Annotated in this window: 20 protein-coding genes; 9 read left to right on the top strand and 11 right to left on the bottom strand. The window is 71.8% G+C overall.

The features are described from left to right. Nucleotides 1-1434: helicase-associated domain-containing protein (locus tag H0487_RS16485; RefSeq protein ID WP_183095322.1), on the top strand; the 1434-nt coding region annotated here is incomplete at its 5' end. A 9-nt stretch (nt 1435-1443) separates the two neighbouring features. Then, nucleotides 1444-3108, top strand: coding sequence for a DNA repair helicase XPB (locus H0487_RS16480; RefSeq protein ID WP_183095321.1), 1665 nt, complete (start codon nt 1444-1446; stop codon nt 3106-3108). Nucleotides 3109-3111: 3 nt separating this feature from the next. Here the strand turns inward: H0487_RS16480 and H0487_RS16475 are convergent, their stop codons facing one another. Further along, the gene (locus H0487_RS16475; protein WP_183095320.1) at nt 3112-3405 is read right to left on the bottom strand and encodes a chorismate mutase; all 294 of its coding nucleotides are present in this window, start codon (nt 3403-3405) and stop codon (nt 3112-3114) included. A gap of 58 nt (nt 3406-3463) precedes the next feature. Here H0487_RS16475 and H0487_RS16470 point away from each other — a divergent pair, with 58 nt between their 5' ends. Then, nucleotides 3464-4081, top strand: coding sequence for an HD domain-containing protein (locus tag H0487_RS16470; protein WP_246383759.1), 618 nt, complete (start codon nt 3464-3466; stop codon nt 4079-4081). On the opposite strand, the gene H0487_RS16465 is transcribed toward H0487_RS16470, so the two are convergent. Then, nucleotides 4064-4336 carry a DUF4031 domain-containing protein gene (locus H0487_RS16465; RefSeq protein WP_183095319.1) on the bottom strand — a complete coding sequence of 91 codons (273 nt, stop codon included), beginning with the start codon at nt 4334-4336 and terminating at the stop codon, nt 4064-4066. The two genes, H0487_RS16470 and H0487_RS16465, sit on opposite strands and share 18 nt — an antisense overlap. A 58-nt stretch (nt 4337-4394) precedes the next feature. Between H0487_RS16465 and H0487_RS16460 the strand changes: the two genes are divergently transcribed. Continuing rightward, nucleotides 4395-4760 carry a DUF8819 family protein gene (locus tag H0487_RS16460; protein WP_183095318.1) on the top strand — a complete coding sequence of 122 codons (366 nt, stop codon included), beginning with the start codon at nt 4395-4397 and terminating at the stop codon, nt 4758-4760. Between the two features lie 30 nt (nt 4761-4790). Here H0487_RS16460 and H0487_RS23525 read toward each other — a convergent pair whose 3' ends face one another. Beyond that, on the bottom strand, nt 4791-5447 hold the full coding sequence (locus H0487_RS23525; protein WP_183095317.1) for a GntR family transcriptional regulator: 657 nt from the start codon (nt 5445-5447) through the stop codon (nt 4791-4793). Nucleotides 5448-5642: 195 nt separating this feature from the next. Here H0487_RS23525 and H0487_RS16450 point away from each other — a divergent pair, with 195 nt between their 5' ends. Continuing rightward, complete coding sequence (locus H0487_RS16450) at nt 5643-6263, top strand: alpha-ketoglutarate-dependent dioxygenase AlkB (protein ID WP_183095316.1); 621 nt, start codon at nt 5643-5645, stop codon at nt 6261-6263. 4 nt (nt 6264-6267) lie between these two features. On the opposite strand, the gene H0487_RS16445 is transcribed toward H0487_RS16450, so the two are convergent. From H0487_RS16445 to H0487_RS16430, 4 genes are read right to left on the bottom strand one after another with little or no spacing between them, the layout of a single operon-like run. After that, nucleotides 6268-6828: a LemA family protein gene (locus H0487_RS16445; protein ID WP_183095315.1), complete on the bottom strand. Its 561-nt coding sequence runs from the start codon at nt 6826-6828 to the stop codon at nt 6268-6270. Between the two features lie 60 nt (nt 6829-6888). Continuing rightward, nucleotides 6889-8652: a DUF2207 domain-containing protein gene (locus H0487_RS16440; protein ID WP_183095314.1), complete on the bottom strand. Its 1764-nt coding sequence runs from the start codon at nt 8650-8652 to the stop codon at nt 6889-6891. A gap of 4 nt (nt 8653-8656) precedes the next feature. Next, a complete protein-coding gene (locus H0487_RS16435) occupies nt 8657-10456 on the bottom strand; it encodes a DUF2207 domain-containing protein (RefSeq protein WP_183095313.1) in 1800 nt (599 codons plus the stop codon). Nucleotides 10457-10501: 45 nt separating this feature from the next. Continuing rightward, nucleotides 10502-11281, bottom strand: a complete 780-nt coding sequence (locus H0487_RS16430) for a 3'(2'),5'-bisphosphate nucleotidase CysQ (RefSeq protein WP_183095312.1) — start codon at nt 11279-11281, stop codon at nt 10502-10504. A gap of 113 nt (nt 11282-11394) precedes the next feature. Between H0487_RS16430 and H0487_RS16425 the strand changes: the two genes are divergently transcribed. Next, nucleotides 11395-11787, top strand: coding sequence for a hypothetical protein (locus H0487_RS16425; RefSeq protein WP_183095311.1), 393 nt, complete (start codon nt 11395-11397; stop codon nt 11785-11787). A 6-nt stretch (nt 11788-11793) separates the two neighbouring features. Here H0487_RS16425 and pth read toward each other — a convergent pair whose 3' ends face one another. Further along, a complete protein-coding gene (gene pth / locus H0487_RS16420) occupies nt 11794-12390 on the bottom strand; it encodes an aminoacyl-tRNA hydrolase (RefSeq protein WP_183095310.1) in 597 nt (198 codons plus the stop codon). Nucleotides 12391-12509: 119 nt separating this feature from the next. Further along, nucleotides 12510-13163, bottom strand: a complete 654-nt coding sequence (locus H0487_RS16415; RefSeq protein WP_183095309.1) for a 50S ribosomal protein L25/general stress protein Ctc — start codon at nt 13161-13163, stop codon at nt 12510-12512. Between the two features lie 316 nt (nt 13164-13479). Between H0487_RS16415 and H0487_RS16410 the strand changes: the two genes are divergently transcribed. After that, nucleotides 13480-14112, top strand: coding sequence for a maleylpyruvate isomerase family mycothiol-dependent enzyme (locus H0487_RS16410; protein WP_183095308.1), 633 nt, complete (start codon nt 13480-13482; stop codon nt 14110-14112). A 67-nt stretch (nt 14113-14179) separates the two neighbouring features. Next, nucleotides 14180-15340, top strand: coding sequence for an ATP-binding protein (locus H0487_RS16405; RefSeq protein ID WP_183095307.1), 1161 nt, complete (start codon nt 14180-14182; stop codon nt 15338-15340). Nucleotides 15341-15391: 51 nt separating this feature from the next. Here the strand turns inward: H0487_RS16405 and H0487_RS16400 are convergent, their stop codons facing one another. Together H0487_RS16400 and glmU are read right to left on the bottom strand one after the other, a co-directional pair. Beyond that, nucleotides 15392-16372 (bottom strand): ribose-phosphate diphosphokinase, encoded by a 981-nt coding sequence (locus tag H0487_RS16400; RefSeq protein ID WP_183095306.1) that lies wholly within the window; start codon nt 16370-16372, stop codon nt 15392-15394. Nucleotides 16373-16463: 91 nt separating this feature from the next. Beyond that, nucleotides 16464-17921: a bifunctional UDP-N-acetylglucosamine diphosphorylase/glucosamine-1-phosphate N-acetyltransferase GlmU gene (gene glmU / locus H0487_RS16395; RefSeq protein ID WP_183095305.1), complete on the bottom strand. Its 1458-nt coding sequence runs from the start codon at nt 17919-17921 to the stop codon at nt 16464-16466. A gap of 111 nt (nt 17922-18032) precedes the next feature. On the opposite strand from glmU, the gene H0487_RS16390 reads away from it, so the two are divergent. Then, on the top strand, nt 18033-19073 hold a 1041-nt coding region (locus H0487_RS16390; protein WP_220793493.1), incomplete at its 3' end, for a calcium-binding protein.

Below are 19073 nucleotides of genomic sequence, written 5' to 3'. Positions count from 1 at the left end.
CTCCGCACCGGCGGCCTCGGCGTCCGCGAGCCCAAGGCGGCGGCCGCCCACCTCCAGCTCAGCGAGCCCGAGACCGCCCTCGTCATCGAGACCGCCGCCTCGGCCGGTCTCCTCGCGACCAGGGCCGACGGCGACGGCAACCCGGTGTGGGTGCCGACCGACGCGTTCGACGCGTGGCTCGACAGCGACGTCGCGGCGCGGTGGGTGACCCTCGTGCGCGCCTGGCTGACGAGCACCCGGCTGCCCTCGCTGGTCGGCGGCCGCGGCGTCGACGACAAGCCCTGGAACGTCCTGACCCCCGAGCTGTCCTCGATCCAGGTGCCGGAGGTCCGCGCGATGACGCTCGCCGCGCTGGCAGAGGTCCCCGTGGGCGAGGCGCTCGCCTCAGGCACCGGCCTGCCGTCGCTGGTCGCGCGCCTGGCCTGGCAGCGCCCGCGCCGGCCCCGGTCACGCGCCGACCAGGTGGCCTGGACGGTCACCGAGGCCGCCGTTCTCGGCGTCACCGGGCTCGACACCCTGGCCCCCTTCGGACGGGCTCTCGTCGCCGGCGACGACCCGGCCCCGCTGCTGGCGGCGCTCCTCCCGGACCCGGTCGACCACGTGCTCATCCAGGCCGACCTCACGGCGGTGGCGCCGGGACCGCTCGAGTCCGCCACGGCGCGATCGCTGCAGCTGGTGGCCGACGTCGAGTCGCGCGGCACGGCGACCGTCTTCCGCTTCACCGCCTCCTCCGTACGACGGGCGCTCGACGCCGGCTGGACCGCGGCCGAGATCCACGCGTTCCTCGCCACCGTGTCGCGCACCCCGGTCCCCCAGCCGCTCAGCTACCTGGTCGACGACGCAGTGCGCACGTTCGGTCAGGTGCGGGTCGGCTACGCCGAGGCGTTCATCCGCTCCGACGACGAGGCGGCGCTCGCGGCGCTCGTCCACCACCCGAAGGCCGCGTCGCTGGGCCTGCGACTCATCGCACCCACCGTGCTCATCAGCACGACCCCGGTCGACCTGCTGCTCATCCGGCTGCGGGAGCTCGGGGTGGCTCCTGTCGTCGAGGCGCCCGACGGCACCGTCCGGGTCGGCCGTCCCGACGAGCTCCGCGCCCGGGCGCCGAGGGCGCGCGGTGCGGCCCACGACGACGCCCGCCAGGCCGTCCAGGTGGCCGCGGCGGTCCGGGCCCTGCGCGCCGGCGACGCGGCGGCCCAGGTCCGCCCAGCAGCAGCCGTCTCCCCCGCCGGCGCGCTCTCCGCGCTCCGCGACGCCGTCGAGCGCGGCGCCGCCGTGGTCATCGCGTTCACCGACAACCAGGGCGTCGTGGGTGAGCGGGTCGTCGAGCCGCGCTCCGTCGAGGGCGGGCAGCTCCTCGCCCACGACCGGACCGCTGACGACGTCCGCTCCTTCGCGGTGCACCGGATCACCCGGGTCACCCCCGTTCCGTAAACTCGGCAGGTGAGCAACGGCCCCCTGATCGTGCAGTCGGACAAGTCCTTGCTGCTCGAGGTGGACCACGAGCAGGCGGCGGAGTGCCGGCGGGCGATCGCCCCCTTCGCCGAGCTCGAGCGCAGCCCGGAACACATCCACACCTATCGACTCACGCCGCTGGGGCTCTGGAACGCCCGGGCCGCCGGCCACGACGCCGAGCAGGTCGTCGACACGCTGCTCACCTACAGCCGCTACGCCGTCCCCCACTCGCTGCTCGTCGACGTCGCCGAGACGATGGCTCGCTACGGACGGCTGCGCCTGGAGAAGCACCCCGTGCACGGGCTGGTGCTCGCCAGCACCGACCGCCCGGTGCTCGAGGAGGTCCTCCGCGCCAAGAAGATCGCCGGCATGCTCGGCACCCGTATCGACGGCGACACCGTGGCGGTCCACCCCTCCGAGCGGGGCAACCTCAAGCAGGCGCTGCTCAAGCTCGGCTGGCCGGCCGAGGACTTCGCGGGCTACGTCGACGGCGAGGCGCACCCGATCGAGCTGCTCCCGGAGGGCTGGGAGCTGCGGACCTACCAGGAGGAGGCCGCCGAGTCGTTCTGGCACGGCGGGTCCGGCGTCGTGGTCCTTCCCTGCGGGGCCGGGAAGACGATCGTGGGCGCGGCCGCGATGGCGCACGCGCAGGCGACGACGCTCATCCTCGTCACCAACACCGTGAGCGCCCGGCAGTGGAAGGACGAGCTGGTCCGTCGTACCTCCCTGACGGAGGACGAGATCGGCGAGTACTCCGGCGCCGTCAAGGAGGTCCGGCCGGTCACCATCGCCACCTACCAGGTGATGACGACGAAGCGGAAGGGCGTCTATCCGCACCTCGAGCTGTTCGACGCCCGCGACTGGGGCCTCATCGTCTACGACGAGGTGCACCTGCTGCCGGCGCCGATCTTCCGGATGACCGCCGACCTCCAGGCCCGGCGCCGGATCGGGCTCACCGCGACCCTGGTCCGTGAGGACGGCCGCGAGGGCGACGTGTTCTCCCTCATCGGCCCGAAGCGGTACGACGCACCGTGGAAGGACATCGAGGCGCAGGGGTGGATCGCACCCGCCGACTGCGTCGAGGTACGGGTGACGCTGCCCGACGCGGTGCGGCTCGCTTACGCGACCGCCGAGCCGGAGGAGCGCTACCGGCTGGCGTCGTGCACCAAGGAGAAGATCGCGGTGACCCGCAGCCTGGTCGCGCGGCACCGTGGCCAGCCGACCCTCGTCATCGGGCAGTACCTCGAGCAGCTCGACGAGCTCGCGGAGGCGCTCGGCGCTCCGGTCATCACCGGCGCGACGACGGTCCGTGAGCGCCAGCGACTGTACGAGGCCTTCCGGCACGGCGAGATCGACCTGCTGGTCGTCTCCAAGGTCGCGAACTTCTCCATCGACCTGCCCTCGGCCGAGGTGGCGATCCAGGTGTCCGGGTCGTTCGGATCCCGCCAGGAGGAGGCCCAGCGGCTCGGCCGGCTGCTGCGACCCGGAGAGCCGGGGCCCGACGGCGAGCGCAAGGTGGCCCGGTTCTACACGCTGGTGTCCCGCGACACCGTCGACGCCGAGTTCGCCGCCAACCGGCAGCGGTTCCTCGCCGAGCAGGGCTACGCCTACCGGATCATCGACGCGGAAGACGTAGGAGTCAGCGGCGACTGACGGTCACTCGTCGAGGAACTGCCGGTGGTTCTGGATCACCTCGGCGATGATCACGTTGAGGAACTTCTCGGCGAACACCGGGTCCAGTCCGGAGCTCTCCGATAGCCCGCGCAGCCGCGCGATCTGGATCGACTCGCGGTCGGGATCGGCGGGGGGCATGCCGGCTGACGCCTTGAGGCGGCCGACCTGCTCGGTGCACTTGAAGCGCTCGGCGAGCAGGTGCACGAGCGCGGCGTCGAGGTTGTCGATGCTGGCGCGGAGTCGCAGGAGTTCCTGGCGTGCCTCGTCGGGTGTCACGCCCCCATCCTTGCCGAACCCTCCCGGTCCGGCAGGGCATGGGTCACAATCAGGGACGATGGACGACAGACCGACCGACCCACCCGCCCCACGGTGGCCGCTCCCTGCGGCGCCCGGGCTGCGGGAGGAGCTGATGGCCGCCTACGCGGACCCGAAGCGTGGCTACCACGACGTCCAGCACCTGACCGAGGTCGTCGAGCGGCTCGACGAGCTGGCGGCCGCGGGCGCCGCGTTCGACGAGGTCGCAGTGCTGCTCGCGGCCTGGTTCCACGACGCGGTGTACGACGGTGAGCGCGACGCCGAGGAACGCTCGGCCGCGTGGGCCGAGCACGCCCTGCCTGGGCTCGTCGACGCAGCAACGGTCGCGGAGGTCGCCCGGCTGGTCCGCCTGACCGAGTCCCACCGCCCCGACGATGCCGACGCCAACGGGTGCGCGTTGTCAGACGCCGACCTCGGGATCCTCGCCGCGCCGCAGGACCGGTACGACGCGTATGCCGCCGCGGTCCGCGCGGAGTACGGCCACCTCACCGACGAGGTGTTCACCGCAGGTCGTGCCGACGTGCTGCGCGACCTGGTCGCCAAGCCGCGCCTCTTCCACACCGCCTACGCGGCGGCGCACTGGGAGCAGCCGGCGCGGTCCAACGTGGAGCGGGAGCTGTCAGCCCTCGCCTCCTGAGCGCGGCCGACGACGCCGCAGCCCTGCTGCGCGCAGGCGACGGACCAGCTCGCGGGAGCTGACAGGGTGGGCACCGAGGGCGACCACGTCGTCGTACCACTCCGCGGGGACGTCGTAGTGGTCCCGGTCGAAGCCGCGCTCGGGGATCCCGACGAGCCGCGCGAACGCGTGCAGCTCGTCGTACGACGCGTCGCTGGCCAGGTGCGACCACAGGCGCCCGTGCCCGGCGGCGTTGGGCGGGTCGATCAGGATCACCCGGCGAGGGTAGCGACGGCTCGCGCTGCTCTCTTGGCGGCCGCAGCACAATGTCCCTGTGGACGACGCCGTGATCTTCGAGGCCCGCGCCTCGGTGCTGGCCGACCTGCAGGCCCGCGGGGTCGCCGACGCCGCGACGGTCTCGGCGCTCGACGCGGCCTGCTCCCAGCGGCGCTGGTGGATCGAGCAGTGGCCCGAGGGAGCCCCCTACGTGGCGGGGCTGATCGCCCAGGACGTCCAGGACGCGCTCGTCGACAGTCGCGGCCGCGCCGACCGCGCGGGGCTGTGGCCGCTGTGCCAGCACTGCGCGGACCTCCCGCTGCACGCTCTCCACATCGAGCCCGACCTCGGAGGGCCTGACCCGGCCTGGGTGTGCGACGAGTCGGGAACGGTCGTCGCCGACCTGGGCCGGCTCACCCCCTGAGCCGCGAGCTGGCGTGCGAACCCGCTGGCCTCAGCCGCCGAGCGTGAACGACACCGTGTGCTGGTCGGCCCGATAGACACTGCGGGAGATCTCGATCGGCCGGTCGTCCCAGAGCGCTCGGCGGGTCACCCGGATCACGACCGTGCCCTCCTTGCACTCCAGCAGCGCCGACTCCTCGGGCGTCGCGACGCCGGCGGACAGGGAGTCCTCGGCCCAGGTGGGACGCTTGCCGCGCGTCGCCAGCTCGTCGTACAGGCTGTCGGGGAGGTCGGTGCCGTCGAGGAGCCCGGGCACGAGGGCCGCACTCAGGTAGGCGTCGGACAGGCACACCGGCTTGCCGTCGGCGAGGCGCAGCCGACGCCAGCGCAGCACCGGCTCACGCGGGGCGAGCCCGAGGGCCCGCGCCACACCTGCCGGCGACTTCACGCGCTCGGCGACCAGGGTCCGGCTCTCCGCGACCGTGCCGCGCGCGGCCATGTCCTCGGTGAAGCTGGCGATCCTGCTCGGCTGTCGCCGCGGCGGCGCCACGAACGTCCCGCGGCCGGGGAAACGCTGGAGGACGCCCTCGGCGACGAGCACGTCGAGTGCCTGCCGCACGGTCATCCTTGCCACACCGAACCGCTCGACGAGATCCCGCTCTGATGGGGCAGCCGTCCCGGGCGCACATCCGGTGACAAGGTCACGCACGTACTCCCGAATAGCAACGTGCTTGAGTGCGCGACGGTCAGCCGTTCCCCTGTCGACTGTCTCCACGTTCGAAGATTAGGGCGCGTGGTACACCCCGTCCCGGGAACGGCGAAATCCTTGGTCCCCGACGACGCGCCACGCCATGTACGAACAGAGGTAAGAACAGATGTTCGAATGACGAGGTAGCCTCGGACCGTGGACTTCCAGAGCACGCTGTTCGCCCCCGATGCCACCCGTCCCGGGTTCGACGGTCTCGAGCGCCACGAGCTCGGCTCGGGGGCCTGGGTCGACGTCGCCCGCGGCTGGCTCGTCGAGCCGGACGAGGTCTTCGCGACCCTCGTCGCCGACGTGCCGTGGCGCGCGGAGAAGCGGCGGATGTACGACCGGATCGTCGACGTGCCCCGGCTCGTCTACACCTACATGATCGGCGAGGACCTTCCCCATGCCGCACTGACCCGCGCCCGCGAGGCACTCACGGAGCGCTACCTCGGCGAGCTCGGTGAGCCCTTCCGCACGGCCGGCTGCTGCTACTACCGCGACGGGCGCGACAGCGTCGCGTGGCACGGAGACACGATCGGACGGGGTGCGACCGACGACACGATGGTCGCGATCGTCTCCGTCGGCGACCCGCGCCGACTGGCGCTGCGTCCGCGCGACCGGGAGTCCGGCGCAGCGACCCTCTCGTTCGAGATGGGCCACGGCGACCTGCTCGTCATGGGCGGCAGCTGCCAGCGCACCTGGGAGCACGCCGTCCCCAAGGTCGCCTCGGCCGGGCCCCGGATCTCGGTGCAGTTCCGCCCGTTGAACGTTTTCTGAGGGCTCAGAACTCGACGCCGGGGGCGGCGGTGTGCTCGGCGGGAGCGTCGTAGAACTCGCGCTCCTTCACCCCGGCGACCCCGGAGAAGAACATCCACGGGATGGTGCGGACCGACTGGTTGAGCTGGGCGGTGGCGTCGTTGTAGTACTGCCGGGCGAACGCGATCTGGTCCTCGGTCTTGGCCAGCTGGGACTGGAGGTCGCGGAAGTTGGCGTCGGCCTTGAGGTCCGGATACGCCTCGGCGACGGCGTTGACCTTGACCAGCGCCTGCTGGAGCGCCGCATCGGCAGCGGCCTTCGCCGGGACGCTGTCCCCGGCCGCAGCGGCGGTGACCCCCGCCCGCGCCTGGGTGACCTCGTCGAAGACCGCCGACTCGTGCGCGGCGTACCCCTTCACGGTCTGCACCAGGTTGGGGATGAGCTCGGCACGCCGGGTGAGCTGGACGTCGATGCCGCCGAGCGCCTCCTGGGCGCCCACGTCCTGCTCGCGCAGCCGGTTGAACCCCACGACGAAGAAGACGATCAGCAGGAGGACGACGGCAACGGCGATCAGCACATAGGTCATGGGGAGGTCCCTCTCTCTCAGGCAGTGAGAACGGTAGCGGGTCGCGTCGTCGGGGCCGGCTCACCAGGAGCCGCCACCACCGCCGCCACCACCGCCGCCACCACCGCCGCCGCCACCGGACGACGAGCTCTGCGTCGCCTCGTAGGAGGAGATGGCGCTGCTGAGCGTGCTGTCGAAGTCGCCGACCATCGAGTCGACACTGTGGCCGGAGGCGAAGCCGTAGCCGGCGAAGTACGACGGCTCCGGCGCCTCGTTGCCGGTCTCGACCCGGTACTTCTCCGACCACTCCTTCGCACAGTCGAAGGCGACGGCGTACGGCAGGTAGGCGGTGTAGAGCTCCTGACGGCCGGAGAAGTCGAAACGGTCCTTGCTCGACGGGGTCGACAACACCCGCCGGAAGCCGCCGACGCGCGACCACAGCTCGCGTCCGGCGGCCGTGCGCTTGGTCGATGCGCCGGTCTGGAGCAACGCGATCGCGCCTGCCGTGAACGCCGCGATCGGGAGGGCCACCATCGACATGTTGTCGATCGGACGCCAGAACACCGCGGTCACGACGAGCCCGAAGCCGACCAGGACGAGGAACCCACCGAAGCCCCCGAGCCCGGCCCGCACGAGGAAGCCGCTGCCGATCGCCCAGGACTTGGCGCCGCCCGTGAACGACGCGAGCTGGCTCTGCAGCGCCTGGCCGGCCGCCACGTCCTTCTTGCGCGCCACGAACTGGGCGCCCGGCCCCGGCAGCAGTCCCGCGACGCTGGTCGTGACCGGGTCGAGGCCGGCCCAGCCCTGCGGACCGGCCTTGTCGGTGATGCTCCAGCTCTGGTCCTCGCCGCGGCGGAGGTCGATCGCGCCTCGCTCGGCGGCGTGCATCAGGCTGGCCACGAAGCCACGGCGGTCCACGTCCTCGTCGAGGATGAACTGCGCCTGCGCCGGGCCGACGCCCTCGGGAGGGCCGTACATCAACGGGAAGCGCGGCGCCCGCTCGTAGGACAGCCAGTTGAGCATCAGCCCGAGGCCGCCGAGGAGCAGGGCGAGGAGCCCGATCACGCCGAGCCGCGGGACGCTGGTGCCGAACACGCTGTCGAACCGCGCCGGCCACGGGAGCGTCGACTGCTCGGGGGTCTCGAGGTCCTGGCCGGCGACGAGCGAGACCGGCGTGTTGTTGCTGATCCCCCTGGTCCGCACGGTCAGGTCGGTCGAGCCGATGCCTCTCACGTCGCACGGGGTCGTCCCGTTGTCGCCGACCTCGCCGATGCCCACCCAGCACTGCACCTGGTCGGCGGGCTCGGGCAGGTGCACGGTGAGCACGGACCGCTCGATGTCCTGGGCCCACCCGGCCGGGATCAGGTTCCAGTAGAACTGGGTGTCGGCGTCGACGTACTCGCCTCCCGGCGTGAGCGCGGACGGGACGTGATAGCTCAGCACGTAGACGTGCTCCCCCGAGGACAACGTCGTGTCCGCGTCACCGATCCGGTAGTTGTCGTAGCGCCCTTCCTCGACCGTGTGCTTGACGTCGGTCTCCTCGCCGTCGGCGGTGACCTCGAAGTCCTCCACCACGTGCCGGAGGTCGGGGTCGGACGGGTCCTGACGGTCGAAGAAGCGGAAGATGCCGTGCTTGTCCGAGGAGGGGAAGGAGACGGTGAGCGTCTCGACGACGTCGAGGCCGCCGTCCTCGTGGACGGTGAAGTCGGCCCGGTAGTCGGTGATGGTGGTCGTCTCGACGACCATGTCAGAGGACTCGAAGTCGATGTCGTAGAACAGCGCCGGCACGCACAGGATGCCGACCATCAGGACGAACGCGAACGCCGACGCGACGAGGCGCTTCACCGGGTCACCACGATCCACCGCCGCCACCGCCGCCACCGCCGCCACCGGAGAAGCCGCTGGAGGACGACGACGAGGAGCTGCTCGACGAGGACGACGCGCGCACGCTCGCCTCGTAGGACGAGATCGACTTGCCGAGCGTGGAGTCGAAGTCCTCGACCAGGGAGGCGAACGGCAGCCCGGTCGGGTGGTTGCGCAGGTCCTCCTGGCTCGCGGCGACGTAGGACGGCACCGGCGGCAGCTGCCCGGTCTCGAGCCGGTACTTCTCGGCCCACTGGTCCGCGCAGCCGAAGGCGACCGCCCACGGCAGGTAGGCGGTGTACAGGTCCTGGCGTCCGGCGAAGTCGAAGCGCGCCTCGCTGGACGGGGTCGCGAGCATCCGGCGGAAGCCGCCCACCTGCGACCACAGCTCCCGGCCCGACGCCGTACGACGAGCGGCGGCACTCGACCGCACGAGAGGCAGGCCGAGGCCGGCGAAGGTCGCGAACGGCAGTGCGAAGACCGAGACGTCGACAGCGCCGCCGAGCGTCAGCGCCACCCAGAGCAGGGTGAGGAGGAACGCGGCCACGATCGCGATCGTGCCCTTGAGGCCGGGGCCGCTGCGCTCGAAGACCTTGGCGTCGTTGACCCACCGCTCGAGCGCCTTGGTGTGGTTGTCCATCGCACCCTTGAGCGTGAGACCGGCGAGCACGTCGCCCTTGCTCGCCTCGAAGAACGTCCCCGGCTTCCCGGTCAGCAGCGCCGACACGGAGCGGGTGACGCGGTCGAGGCCGGCCAGCCCGGCCTGGCCGCCGACGTTGTGGACCGCCCAGGTGCCCTCCTTGCGGTGCGAGAGCCGCAGGGCGCCCTTCTCCGAGGCGTGGAGGAGGGACGCGACGAACTGCTCGCGGCCGGTGCGTTCGGTGAGGACGTAATTGCCCTGAGCCGGGCCGATCTCCTCGGGCGGCGCGTACTGGAGCGGGAACGGCGGCTCGGGGTCACGGGTCTGGAGCATCCACCAGGCGATCAGCCCCGCGGCGAGGAGGGCGAGCGCGAGGGAGACCCCGGGCATCCACAGGTGGCTGCCGAGGACCCGGTCGAAGCGGGCCGACCAGGGCAGGGTCGCCTGGTCCGGGGTCGGCAGGTCCTGCCCGACGAGGACGGTGACCGGGGTGTGGTCGCGCAGCCCCGTGGTCCGGACCCGCAGGTCCGTCGTGCCTTCGCCCTCGACCTGGCAGGCCTCGGGGTTCCCGTCGCCGACCCCCACGGTGCAGCGCACCTCCTCGGCAGGCTCGGGGAGGTGGACCGTCAGGTCCGAGGACGCGATCTCCTGCTCCCACCCCTGCGGGATCAGGTTCCAGTAGAACTGCGTGGGAGCGTCGACGTCGTCGCCCGGAGTCAGGGCGTTGGTGACGTGGTAGCTGATCTCGTAGACGTGCTGCCCCGAGGGCAGGAACGCGTCGGGGTCGCCGATCTTGAGGACGTCGTACCGCAGCTCCTGCTGGGAGGCGTCCACCTCGACGGACCCGCCGTCCAACGTGACGGCGACGTCGCTGACCCGGTGCCGGACGTCGGGCGCCGACGGGTCGAGCCGGTCGAAGAAGCGGAAGATCCCGTGCAGCCCGATGGGGAACTGGACCGTCAGGGTCTCCACGACGTCCATGCCGCCGTCCTCGTGGACGGTGAAGTCGGCGACGTACGACGTGATGGTGGTCGGGTCGCTGCCAAGCACCTCCTCGCGTTCCCCGCTGTCGAAGAACAGCGCAGGCAGCAGCAGGCACCCGACCATCAGGCCGAGCCCCGCGAGAGCGCCCACGATGCGTTGCACGGACCGGAGCCTAGGGCCGCCGGAGCACGCCGGGCGAGGAAAAGCTCAGTCGGTGCCGTGCTCGGCGATGAAGGCCAGGATGTCCTCCGCCAGCTCGGGACGGCACACGATGACGTCGGGCAGGTAGACGTCGTCCTGGTTGTAGACGAGCTCGCTGCCGTCGACGCGGCTGGTGAACAAGCCGGCCGCCCGGGCGACCGCGACCGGCGCGGCCGAGTCCCACTCGTACTGGCCGCCCGCGTGGACGTAGGCGTCGGCGACGTCGCGCACGACCGACATCATCTTCACGCCGGCCGAGCCCATCGGGACCAGCTCGGCGTCGAGCTTCGCCGCCAGCGCCTCGACGAACGCCGGCGGACGGCTGCGGCTGACGGCGATGCGGGGCCGGTCCGACGTGCGCGCCGGGACCACCGGGGGCGTGCCGGTGTTGAAGGTCTCGCCGATCACCGGCTGCGCGACCGCACCGGCCGTGAGGGTGCCGCCCTCCCACAGTGCGACGTGGACGGCCCAGTCGTCACGGGGCGGCTCGCTGAACTCGCGGGTACCGTCGAGCGGGTCGACGATCCAGACCTTGGCCGCGTCGAGGCGGGCCTTGTCGTCCTTTCCCTCCTCCGAGAGGACCGCGTCGTCGGGCCGGTGCTCGGCGAGCAGCGTCATCAACAGCTCGTGCGCGGCGGCGTCGCCGGCGTCCTTGAGCTCCTTGCCCTCCAGGCCCTCGGCGCGGACCTCGAGCAGGCGGCGGCCCGCCGCCTCGGCCAGCCAGGCAGCGAACTGGTGGTCGTCGGCGACGACCTCGGGAGCAGGGGTACCGGCGTCGAAAGTCACCGGATCAGCGTAGTGCGCGCCACCCGACCGGCTGTCCACAGGCCCTGCCCGCGGGCCTGGCAGGTGCACCCCGCGCGACGTACCCTCGTGCGGACCGGAGGAAGGGAGCAGCGGTGGCGCTGACACAGCAGGAGATCGAGCGGCGGCTCGGGCAGGACCGCGACGACATCAACGGCCTCTACGAGATGGTGACCGAGGTGCAGGTCACGCAGGCCGAGCACACGGCGACGCTGGCCGAGCACGGCGAGAAGCTCGCCGAGCACACGGCGACGCTGGCCGAGCACGGCGAGAAGCTCGACGAGATCCTGCACCGTCTGCCCGAGCACGACGCCAAGCTCGACGAGATCCTGCACCGTCTGCCCGAGCAAGACGCCAAGCTCGACGAGATCCTGCACCGTCTGCCCGAGCAAGACGCCAAGCTCGGCGACATCCTGCACCGTCTGCCCGAGCAAGACGCCAAGCTCGACGAACTGCTGCGGCGTCGCGGCGAACCTCCGAGCGCCTGACCCGCGTCAGGAGTTGAACTGCTGCTGAGTCTTCTCGAGGCCGTCCACGACCAGCGACTCCACGGCGTCGGCCGCGCGGTCGACCTCGAACGGGAGCTCCTTGCGCTCGGTCGAGGAGTAGTTCGAGAGCACGAAGTCGGCGACCTCCTGGCGACCGGGGGGCCGCCCGATGCCGGACCGGACCCGGTGGAAGTCGCCGGTGCCGAACGAGGAGCGCATCGACTTCAGTCCGTTGTGCCCGTTGTCGCCGCCCCCGAGCTTGACCCGGATCGAGCCGAACGGGATGTCGAGCTCGTCGTGGATCGCGATGACGCGGGCCGGCGGAACCTTGTAGAAGGTCGCGAGCGCCTTGGCCGCACCGCCCGACTCGTTCATGTAGGAGCGGGCCTTGGCCAGCACGACGCGGGGCCCGGGTGTGCCCGGGGCTCCGAACCGGCCCTCGACGACGTCCGCACGGCCGGACTTGTGGGCACGGAACGGACTGCCCATCCGGCTCGCCAGCTCCTCGACCACGAGGTAGCCGATGTTGTGCCGGTGGCCCGCGTACGTCGGACCCGGGTTGCCGAGACCGACGACCAGCCACACCTCGGCAGGCTCGGTCATGGTCTCCTCCGCAGCGTCGACGCCGGTCGCCCCCTCCGTGGAGGGGTGGGTGCTCCCCGGCACCATGCTGCGTGCCGGGGAGATCAGTCGGCCCAGGAACCACCTGAGCCGAGTGAACGTCACTCCTCGTCGCCGCCCTCGGCGGCAGCCTCGGCGTCGCCGGCGGCGTCGCCAGCGGCGTCGCCCTCAGCGGCCTCGTCACCCGCGGCCTCGGTCTCCTCGCCCAGGTCCTGCTCGACCTGCGCGGTGACGTTGACCAGCAGCGCCTCCGGGTCGGAGGTCAGGACCGAGCCCGACGGCAGCGGCAGCGAGCCGGCGAGGAACTGGGTGCCGGCCTCGGCGTCGGTGATGTCGAGCTCGAAGGACTCGGGGATGTGGGTCGCCTCGGTCTCGACCTGGACGGTCGTGTTGTCGGCGACGACGAGCGTGTCCTTGGCGGCCTCACCGACGACGACGACGGGGACGTCGACGGTGACCTTCTCGCCGCGCACCACGGCCACGAAGTCGACGTGCTCCAGCACGCGGCGGACCGGGTCGACCTGGACCTGCTTGGTGAGCGCGAGCTGGGTCTTGCCGTCGAACTCGATCTCGAGGAGCGCGTTGGCGCCACCGTGCTTGAGCGCCATCATCGTGTCGTGGCCCGGGAGGGTCAGGTGGATCGGGTCATTGCCGTGGCCGTAGACGACCGCAGGGACCTTGGACTCGCGGCGGATGCGGCGGGCCGCACCCTTGCCGAACTCGGTGCGCAGCTCGGCGGTGATCTTCTCGCTCATGGGGAATCTCCTCGTGTGGTGGCGGGCCCCCGGCGAGATCACGAACGCCGCGCTTCCCTAGCCCGGTGACCGGCTGGGCGCGCGGCGTCGTACGAGACGTGCCGGCCCAGTCGATCACGGAGTCACAGAAGCGGGTGCTCCCTCGCCGAGGCAACCGCACAAGATTATCCGCGACCCCTCGCCAGACGAAATCCTGACGAGTACTCCGCCCCGGCGGTACCCGCTCCACGTAGCCTGTCAGGAACAGTCGGACAGACAGTCAGACAGCTGGCCCATCCGTCAGCCGTCTGCCCCTGCTCCCCGGAGGGCGGTCCCGATGGACAAGTCGGACGTGTGGCGGCACATCCACGCAGAGCGGGCGGCCCTCGCCGCGACCCTCGCCGAGCTCACCGACGAGGAGTGGCAGGAGGAGTCGCTCTGCACGGGGTGGACCGTGCACGACGTCGCGGCCCACGTCATCTCCAACCCGCAGATCGGCTGGGGCGACCTCGTCAGCATGGCGATGCGCAACCTCGGGCGCAGCTACAACACCATGATCTTCCGCGACGTGAAGCGGCGCGGCGCACAGGAGACGCGGGAGTCGATCCTGGCGGACTACGCGGCCTACGCCGACAGCACGCGACGGGTGCCGGTGGTGGCCACGCTCGACCCGCTCATCGACGTGCTCCTCCACCACCAGGACATCGTGCGTCCCGTCGGCCGTTCCCGGACGATGCCGCCCGAAGCCGCGCTGCTCGCGGCCGACCGGCTCCGTCAGGTCTCGTTCCTCCTCGGCACCCGACGGCTGGTCAGGTCGGTGCGGATGGTGGCCGACGACATCGACTGGACGCGGGGCGAGGGACCGACGGTCTCCGGGCCGATCCAGGAGCTGCTCATGCTGTGCTCGGGCCGCGAGCCCGACCGAACCCTGCTGAGCGGCGACGGGCTGGAGCTGACGACACGGGGCTGACAGGTCCGGCTCCGTCGTTATACCTCTTTATACTTCGACGAAGTATCAACGAGTATCAGGAGGCGCGGTGCTCCCCAACGTCTACACGCCCGGCCAGATCCCCCGCATCCTGGCTGGTCGCAAGGCGGACCTGCGCCGCATCGAGGACCGTCTCGCGCGCGTCAGCACGTACGGCGAGCTCGCCGGTCCGCTGCTCGTCTTCCACGCTCCGCGCGGCATCGGCAAGACCTCCCTGCTGCGAGCGGCGCAGCGCAAGGCCGACCAGCTCGGGTTCGCGACCGCCTGGACCTCGTGCTCCCGCGACCGTCCGGTGCTCGCCGAGGTGGTCGACAGCGTCGGACGCGCGCTCGAGCGGATCGACGCCGTACCCGACCCGACGCGGTGGCGCGGCCGCCTCGAGCGCGTGACGCTGGAGGTCGGCGTCCCCGGAGCGAAGGTCCAGGCAGAGATCGCCCGCCGCGACACGCCCCGACCGACCGCTCCGATCGGCGCGCTCGAGTCCCTCCTCCACGACGCGGCCACGATGACCCGTGCCCGCGGCGGCGCTGGCCTCCTGCTCCTCATCGACGAGCTGCACGCGGCGTCGGCGGTCGACCTGGCGGTCATCCTCAACGTGCTCCAGAACCTCGACGGCGAGCGGGAGCGCAACCCGCTCGCCGCCGTGGCTGCCGGGCTGCCGGTGACGCCGGAGGCCCTCACCCGGGCAGCCACCTTCGGCGAGCGGTCGTCGTTCGTGGCCTTGGACCTGCTCCCCGACGAGGACGCGCGCGCCGCGCTCGTCGACCCCGCAGCCGAGGCGGGGGTGGCCTGGACCCCGCGCGCGCTGTCCGCCGTCGTTGAGGAGGCCCGCGGCTATCCCTACCTGTTGCAGCTCATCGGCAGCACGACCTGGGACGCCGCGACACCCGAGGCGGGCACGACGCTCGACATGTCCGACCTGCGTCGGGGGCTGCCGGAGGCACGCGAGCAGCTCACCTCGATGCACCGCGCGCGCTGGGGTGCTGCGTCCGCTCTCGAGCAGGAGTTCCTGAGGGCGATGGCAGCGACCGGCCTGGACAACGTCACCCGCGCAGCGATCGCCGCCGGCATGGGCCAGGACTCACGGTCGATCAGCGTGCCGCGGGAGCGGCTCATCGACAAAGGGGTGATCGAGCCCGTCGGTCACGGCCTCGTTCGGTTCACCCTGCCGGGCTTCGGCGCCTTCGTGCGCGGCCTGGACGACGCCTGACCTCGAGGAACGTCCAGGGACAGCGGGTGCGTGCGGGCCGGGCGTTCCTGGTCAGGCGTGGCCGTCGAACATGGACGTGACCGAGCCGTCCTCGAAGACCTCGCGGATCGCGCGAGCGACCATCGGCGCGATCGACAGCGTCGTCAGCTTGTCGAACTGCTTCTCCGGTCCGACCGGCAGCGTGTTGGTCACCACGATCTCGACCGCGCTGCTGTTCTTGAGCCGGTCGACGGCGGGCTCGGACAGGATCGCGTGGGTCGCGGCGATGACCACGCCCGCCGCACCCTCCGCCATCAGCGCCTCGGCTGCCTTCACGATCGTGCCGCCGGTGTCGATCATGTCGTCGGTCAGGACGCACACCCGTCCGGAGACATCACCGACGACCCGGTTGGCGACGACCTCGTTGGCGACGTCGGTGCGCCGGGTCTTGTGGATGAACGCCAACGGGGCGCCGCCGAGGCGGGCCGACCAACGCTCGGCGACCTTGATCCGACCGGCGTCCGGCGAGACCACGGCGAGCGGCTGGCCGCCGTACTTCGACTTGATGTAGTCGGTGAGGATCGGCAGCGCCATCAGGTGGTCGACGGGACCGTTGAAGAAGCCCTGGAGCTGGTCGGCGTGGAGGTCGACGGTGATGATCCGGTCGGCGCCCGCGGTCTTGAACATGTCAGCCATCAGGCGCGCCGAGATCGGCTCACGACCGCGGTGCTTCTTGTCCTGCCGGCTGTAGCCCCAGAACGGCATGACGACGGTGATCCGCTTGGCCGAGGCGCGCTTGAGCGCGTCGACCATGATCAGGTGCTCCATGATCCACTCGTTGATCGGAGCGGTGTGGCTCTGGATGACGAACGCGTCGCAACCGCGCACGCTCTCCTCGAAGCGGACGTAGATCTCGCCGTTGGCGAACTCGTAGGCCTGGGTCGGCACGAGCGAGATGCCGAGGATCTCGGCGACCTCCTCGGACAGCTCCGGGTGGGCCCGGCCACTGAAGACCTGCAGGTTCTTCTCAGTGGTCCGCTGGATTCCGGTCACTCGCTGCTCCTGGTGTCGCCGGCGGGGAGGCACGGCCGATTCTGCCTCCTCGCCGACCGCGTTCCCAAGTCGTCGTCCGTTTTCGGACGGTTCACGTCGCCGCCTGCTCCTCGGCCGCGGCGGAAGCCTCCGCAGCAGCCTGGGCCTGGGCGGTCCCTGGGCGCTTCTCCTGGGCCCAGCCCTCGAGGTTGCGCTGCTGCCCGACGTTGACCGCGAGCGCTCCCGGCGGGACGTCGCGGCGGACCACGGTCCCGGCGCCGGTGCCGGCCCCGTCACCGATCGTGACAGGCGCGACGAAGGTGTTGTTGGAGGCGGTCCGAGCGTGCCGGCCGACCGTCGTTCGGTGCTTGTTGACGCCGTCGTAGTTGGCGAAGATCGTGCCGGCGCCGATGTTGGTGCCCTCCCCGATCTCGGCGTCGCCCACGTAGGAGAGGTGCGGGACCTTGGCGCCCTCCCCGATCCGGGCGTTCTTGGTCTCGACGAACGCGCCGATCTTGCCGCGCTCACCGAGGATCGTCCCCGGACGCAGGTAGGAGAACGGGCCGACGGTCGCGCCGTCGCCGACGACGGCGAGCTGGCCGTGGGTCCGTACGACGCGCGCACCCGCGCCGATCTCGCAGTCCTCGAGCGTGGTGTCGGGCCCGATCACCGCGTCCTCGGCGACGACGGTCGTGCCGAGCAGCTGCGTGCCGGGCAGGATCGTGACGTCGGGGGCGAGGACCACGTCGGCGTCGATCCAGGTCGTCGCCGGGTCCATCACCGTGACCCCGTCCCTCATCCAGCGGGTCACGATCCGGCGGTTGAGCTCGCGGCCCAGGTCGGCGAGCTGGGCGCGGTCGTTGGCACCCTCGGTCTGCGCAACGTCGTCGACGGGGAACGCGGTGACCGTCAGCCCGGCGTCCCGCGCCAGCTGGACGGTGTCGGTCAGGTAGTACTCACCCTTGGCGTTGTCGTTGCCGACCCGGAGGATGGCCTCGGCCAGGAACCCGGCGTCGAAGGCGAGGATCCCGGAGTTGATCTCCCTGATCTCGCGCTGCACCTCGCTGGCGTCGTTCTCCTCGACGATCGCGAGGACGTCGCCCTCGTCGTCGCGGACGATCCGGCCATAACCCTTCGGCGCCTCGACGACACCGGACAGGATGCTGACCGCGGCCTGGGCGGCCTCGTGCTCGGCCGCGAACCAGCGCAGGGTACGGCCCTCGAGCAGCGGGGTGTCGCCGTAGGCGATGAGGACGGTGCCGTTGTCGGCGGCGGCCTGCTCCGCGGCGAGCGCCTCGAGAGCGATCCGGACGGCGTGACCGGTGCCGAGCTGCTCCTCCTGGACGGCGAGCACGGCGTCGGGGAGCGACTCGAGGATGTGCGGACCGACCTGCTCGCGCTGGTGCCCGACCACGGCGCACACCCGGGTCGGCTCCAGCCCGCCCACGGCGGCGAGGACGTGGCCGATCATGCTGCGGCCGCCGATGGGGTGTAGGACCTTCATCGTCTTGGACTTCATCCGGGTGCCGCCACCAGCGGCGAGGACGATGACGGTGAGCTGGTCAGCCATGAGGCCGAGCCTACGGCGCGCGATGTGCCGCGCCGAACCCGTAGCCGCGAGGTTGTCAGATCCGGGATACTCACGCCCGCAGGGAACCAGCATCCCGACCGGAGGAACCCCATGCGCCCATCCCGACCTGCCGGTCGGCACGTCCTCGTCGTGGGCGCCGTCGCCCTCGCCAGCACCGTCCTCGTCGTCTCCCCCGCGCGGGCCGAGGGCAACGCGGTCGTCGGCATCGACGGCACCACGCTGGTCGTCACCGCGGCCGCCGACGGCGCGAACCGGATCGGGATGTATCCCGACGGGAGCACGGTGGTGGTGGTCGACAGCCTGCTCCCGCCGACGGTGGGAGCAGCCTGCTCGCCCGGGGTCACGCCCGACCGGGTCGTCTGCCCGCTCGTCGGCCTCACGTCGATCACCGTGAGCCTCGGCCCCGGGGACGACCGGGCGACGGCCAGCCGACTCATCCCCCTCCCCGCCGCGATCGACGGCGGCGCCGGCGACGACCTGATCGAGGGCGGCAACCGCACGGACACGCTCGTGGGCGGCGACGGGACCGACACGGTCAGCTACTCGCTCTCCCCCGCGGGGGTGAGCGTCTCCCTCAACGGCATCGCCGACGACGGCCGGCCGGGCGAGAGCGACCTCGTCAGCGCGGACGTCGAGCGCGTCGTCGGGTCGACCCACGACGACGTCCTGACCGGGTCCCCGGGCCCGAACACGCTGAGCGGCCTGGCCGGCGACGACCGGATCAACGGCGGCCGCGGCACCGACCTGCTGTTCGCGGGCGAGGGCACCGACACGGTCAGCTACCAGGGGCGGACCGGCTCCGTCACGGTGGACCTCAACGGAGGTGCCGTCAGTGGCGAGGCCGGTGAGGACGACACCGTTTTCGCCCAGTTCGAGCGGGCGATCGGAGGGGCCGGGGACGACGTCCTCCTCGGGAACGCCCTCAGCAACACCCTCACCGGCGGGCCCGGCGCCGACACGATGACGGGCGGCACCGGCACGGACTGCGTGAGCTACGCCGAGCGGCGGGCGCCCGTGACCGTCACGATCGGGGTGGACGGCGCCAGCGGCGAGGCGGCGGAGGGCGACTCCGTGGCTGACGACGTCGAGTGCGTCCACGGCGGCGCGGGGGCCGACACCGTGACCGGCGAC

This window comes from Nocardioides stalactiti (assembly GCF_014180715.1).
In the GTDB taxonomy this organism is placed as follows: Bacteria; Actinomycetota; Actinomycetes; order Propionibacteriales; family Nocardioidaceae; genus Nocardioides; species Nocardioides stalactiti.
Note: the sequence above shows the minus strand (reverse complement) of the source record. Positions and strands in the feature narration are given on the sequence as shown.

Excerpts from the sequence above, each read along its gene's own strand:
- H0487_RS16470 (WP_246383759.1), top strand. The coding sequence starts at position 3,464 with ATGGACGACAGACCGACCGACCCACCCGCCCCACGGTGGCCGCTCCCT.
- H0487_RS16445 (WP_183095315.1), bottom strand. The coding sequence starts at position 6,828 with ATGACCTATGTGCTGATCGCCGTTGCCGTCGTCCTCCTGCTGATCGTC.
- pth (WP_183095310.1), bottom strand. The coding sequence starts at position 12,390 with ATGACCGAGCCTGCCGAGGTGTGGCTGGTCGTCGGTCTCGGCAACCCG.
- H0487_RS16415 (WP_183095309.1), bottom strand. The coding sequence starts at position 13,163 with ATGAGCGAGAAGATCACCGCCGAGCTGCGCACCGAGTTCGGCAAGGGT.
- H0487_RS16410 (WP_183095308.1), top strand. The coding sequence starts at position 13,480 with ATGGACAAGTCGGACGTGTGGCGGCACATCCACGCAGAGCGGGCGGCC.
- glmU (WP_183095305.1), bottom strand. The coding sequence starts at position 17,921 with ATGGCTGACCAGCTCACCGTCATCGTCCTCGCCGCTGGTGGCGGCACC.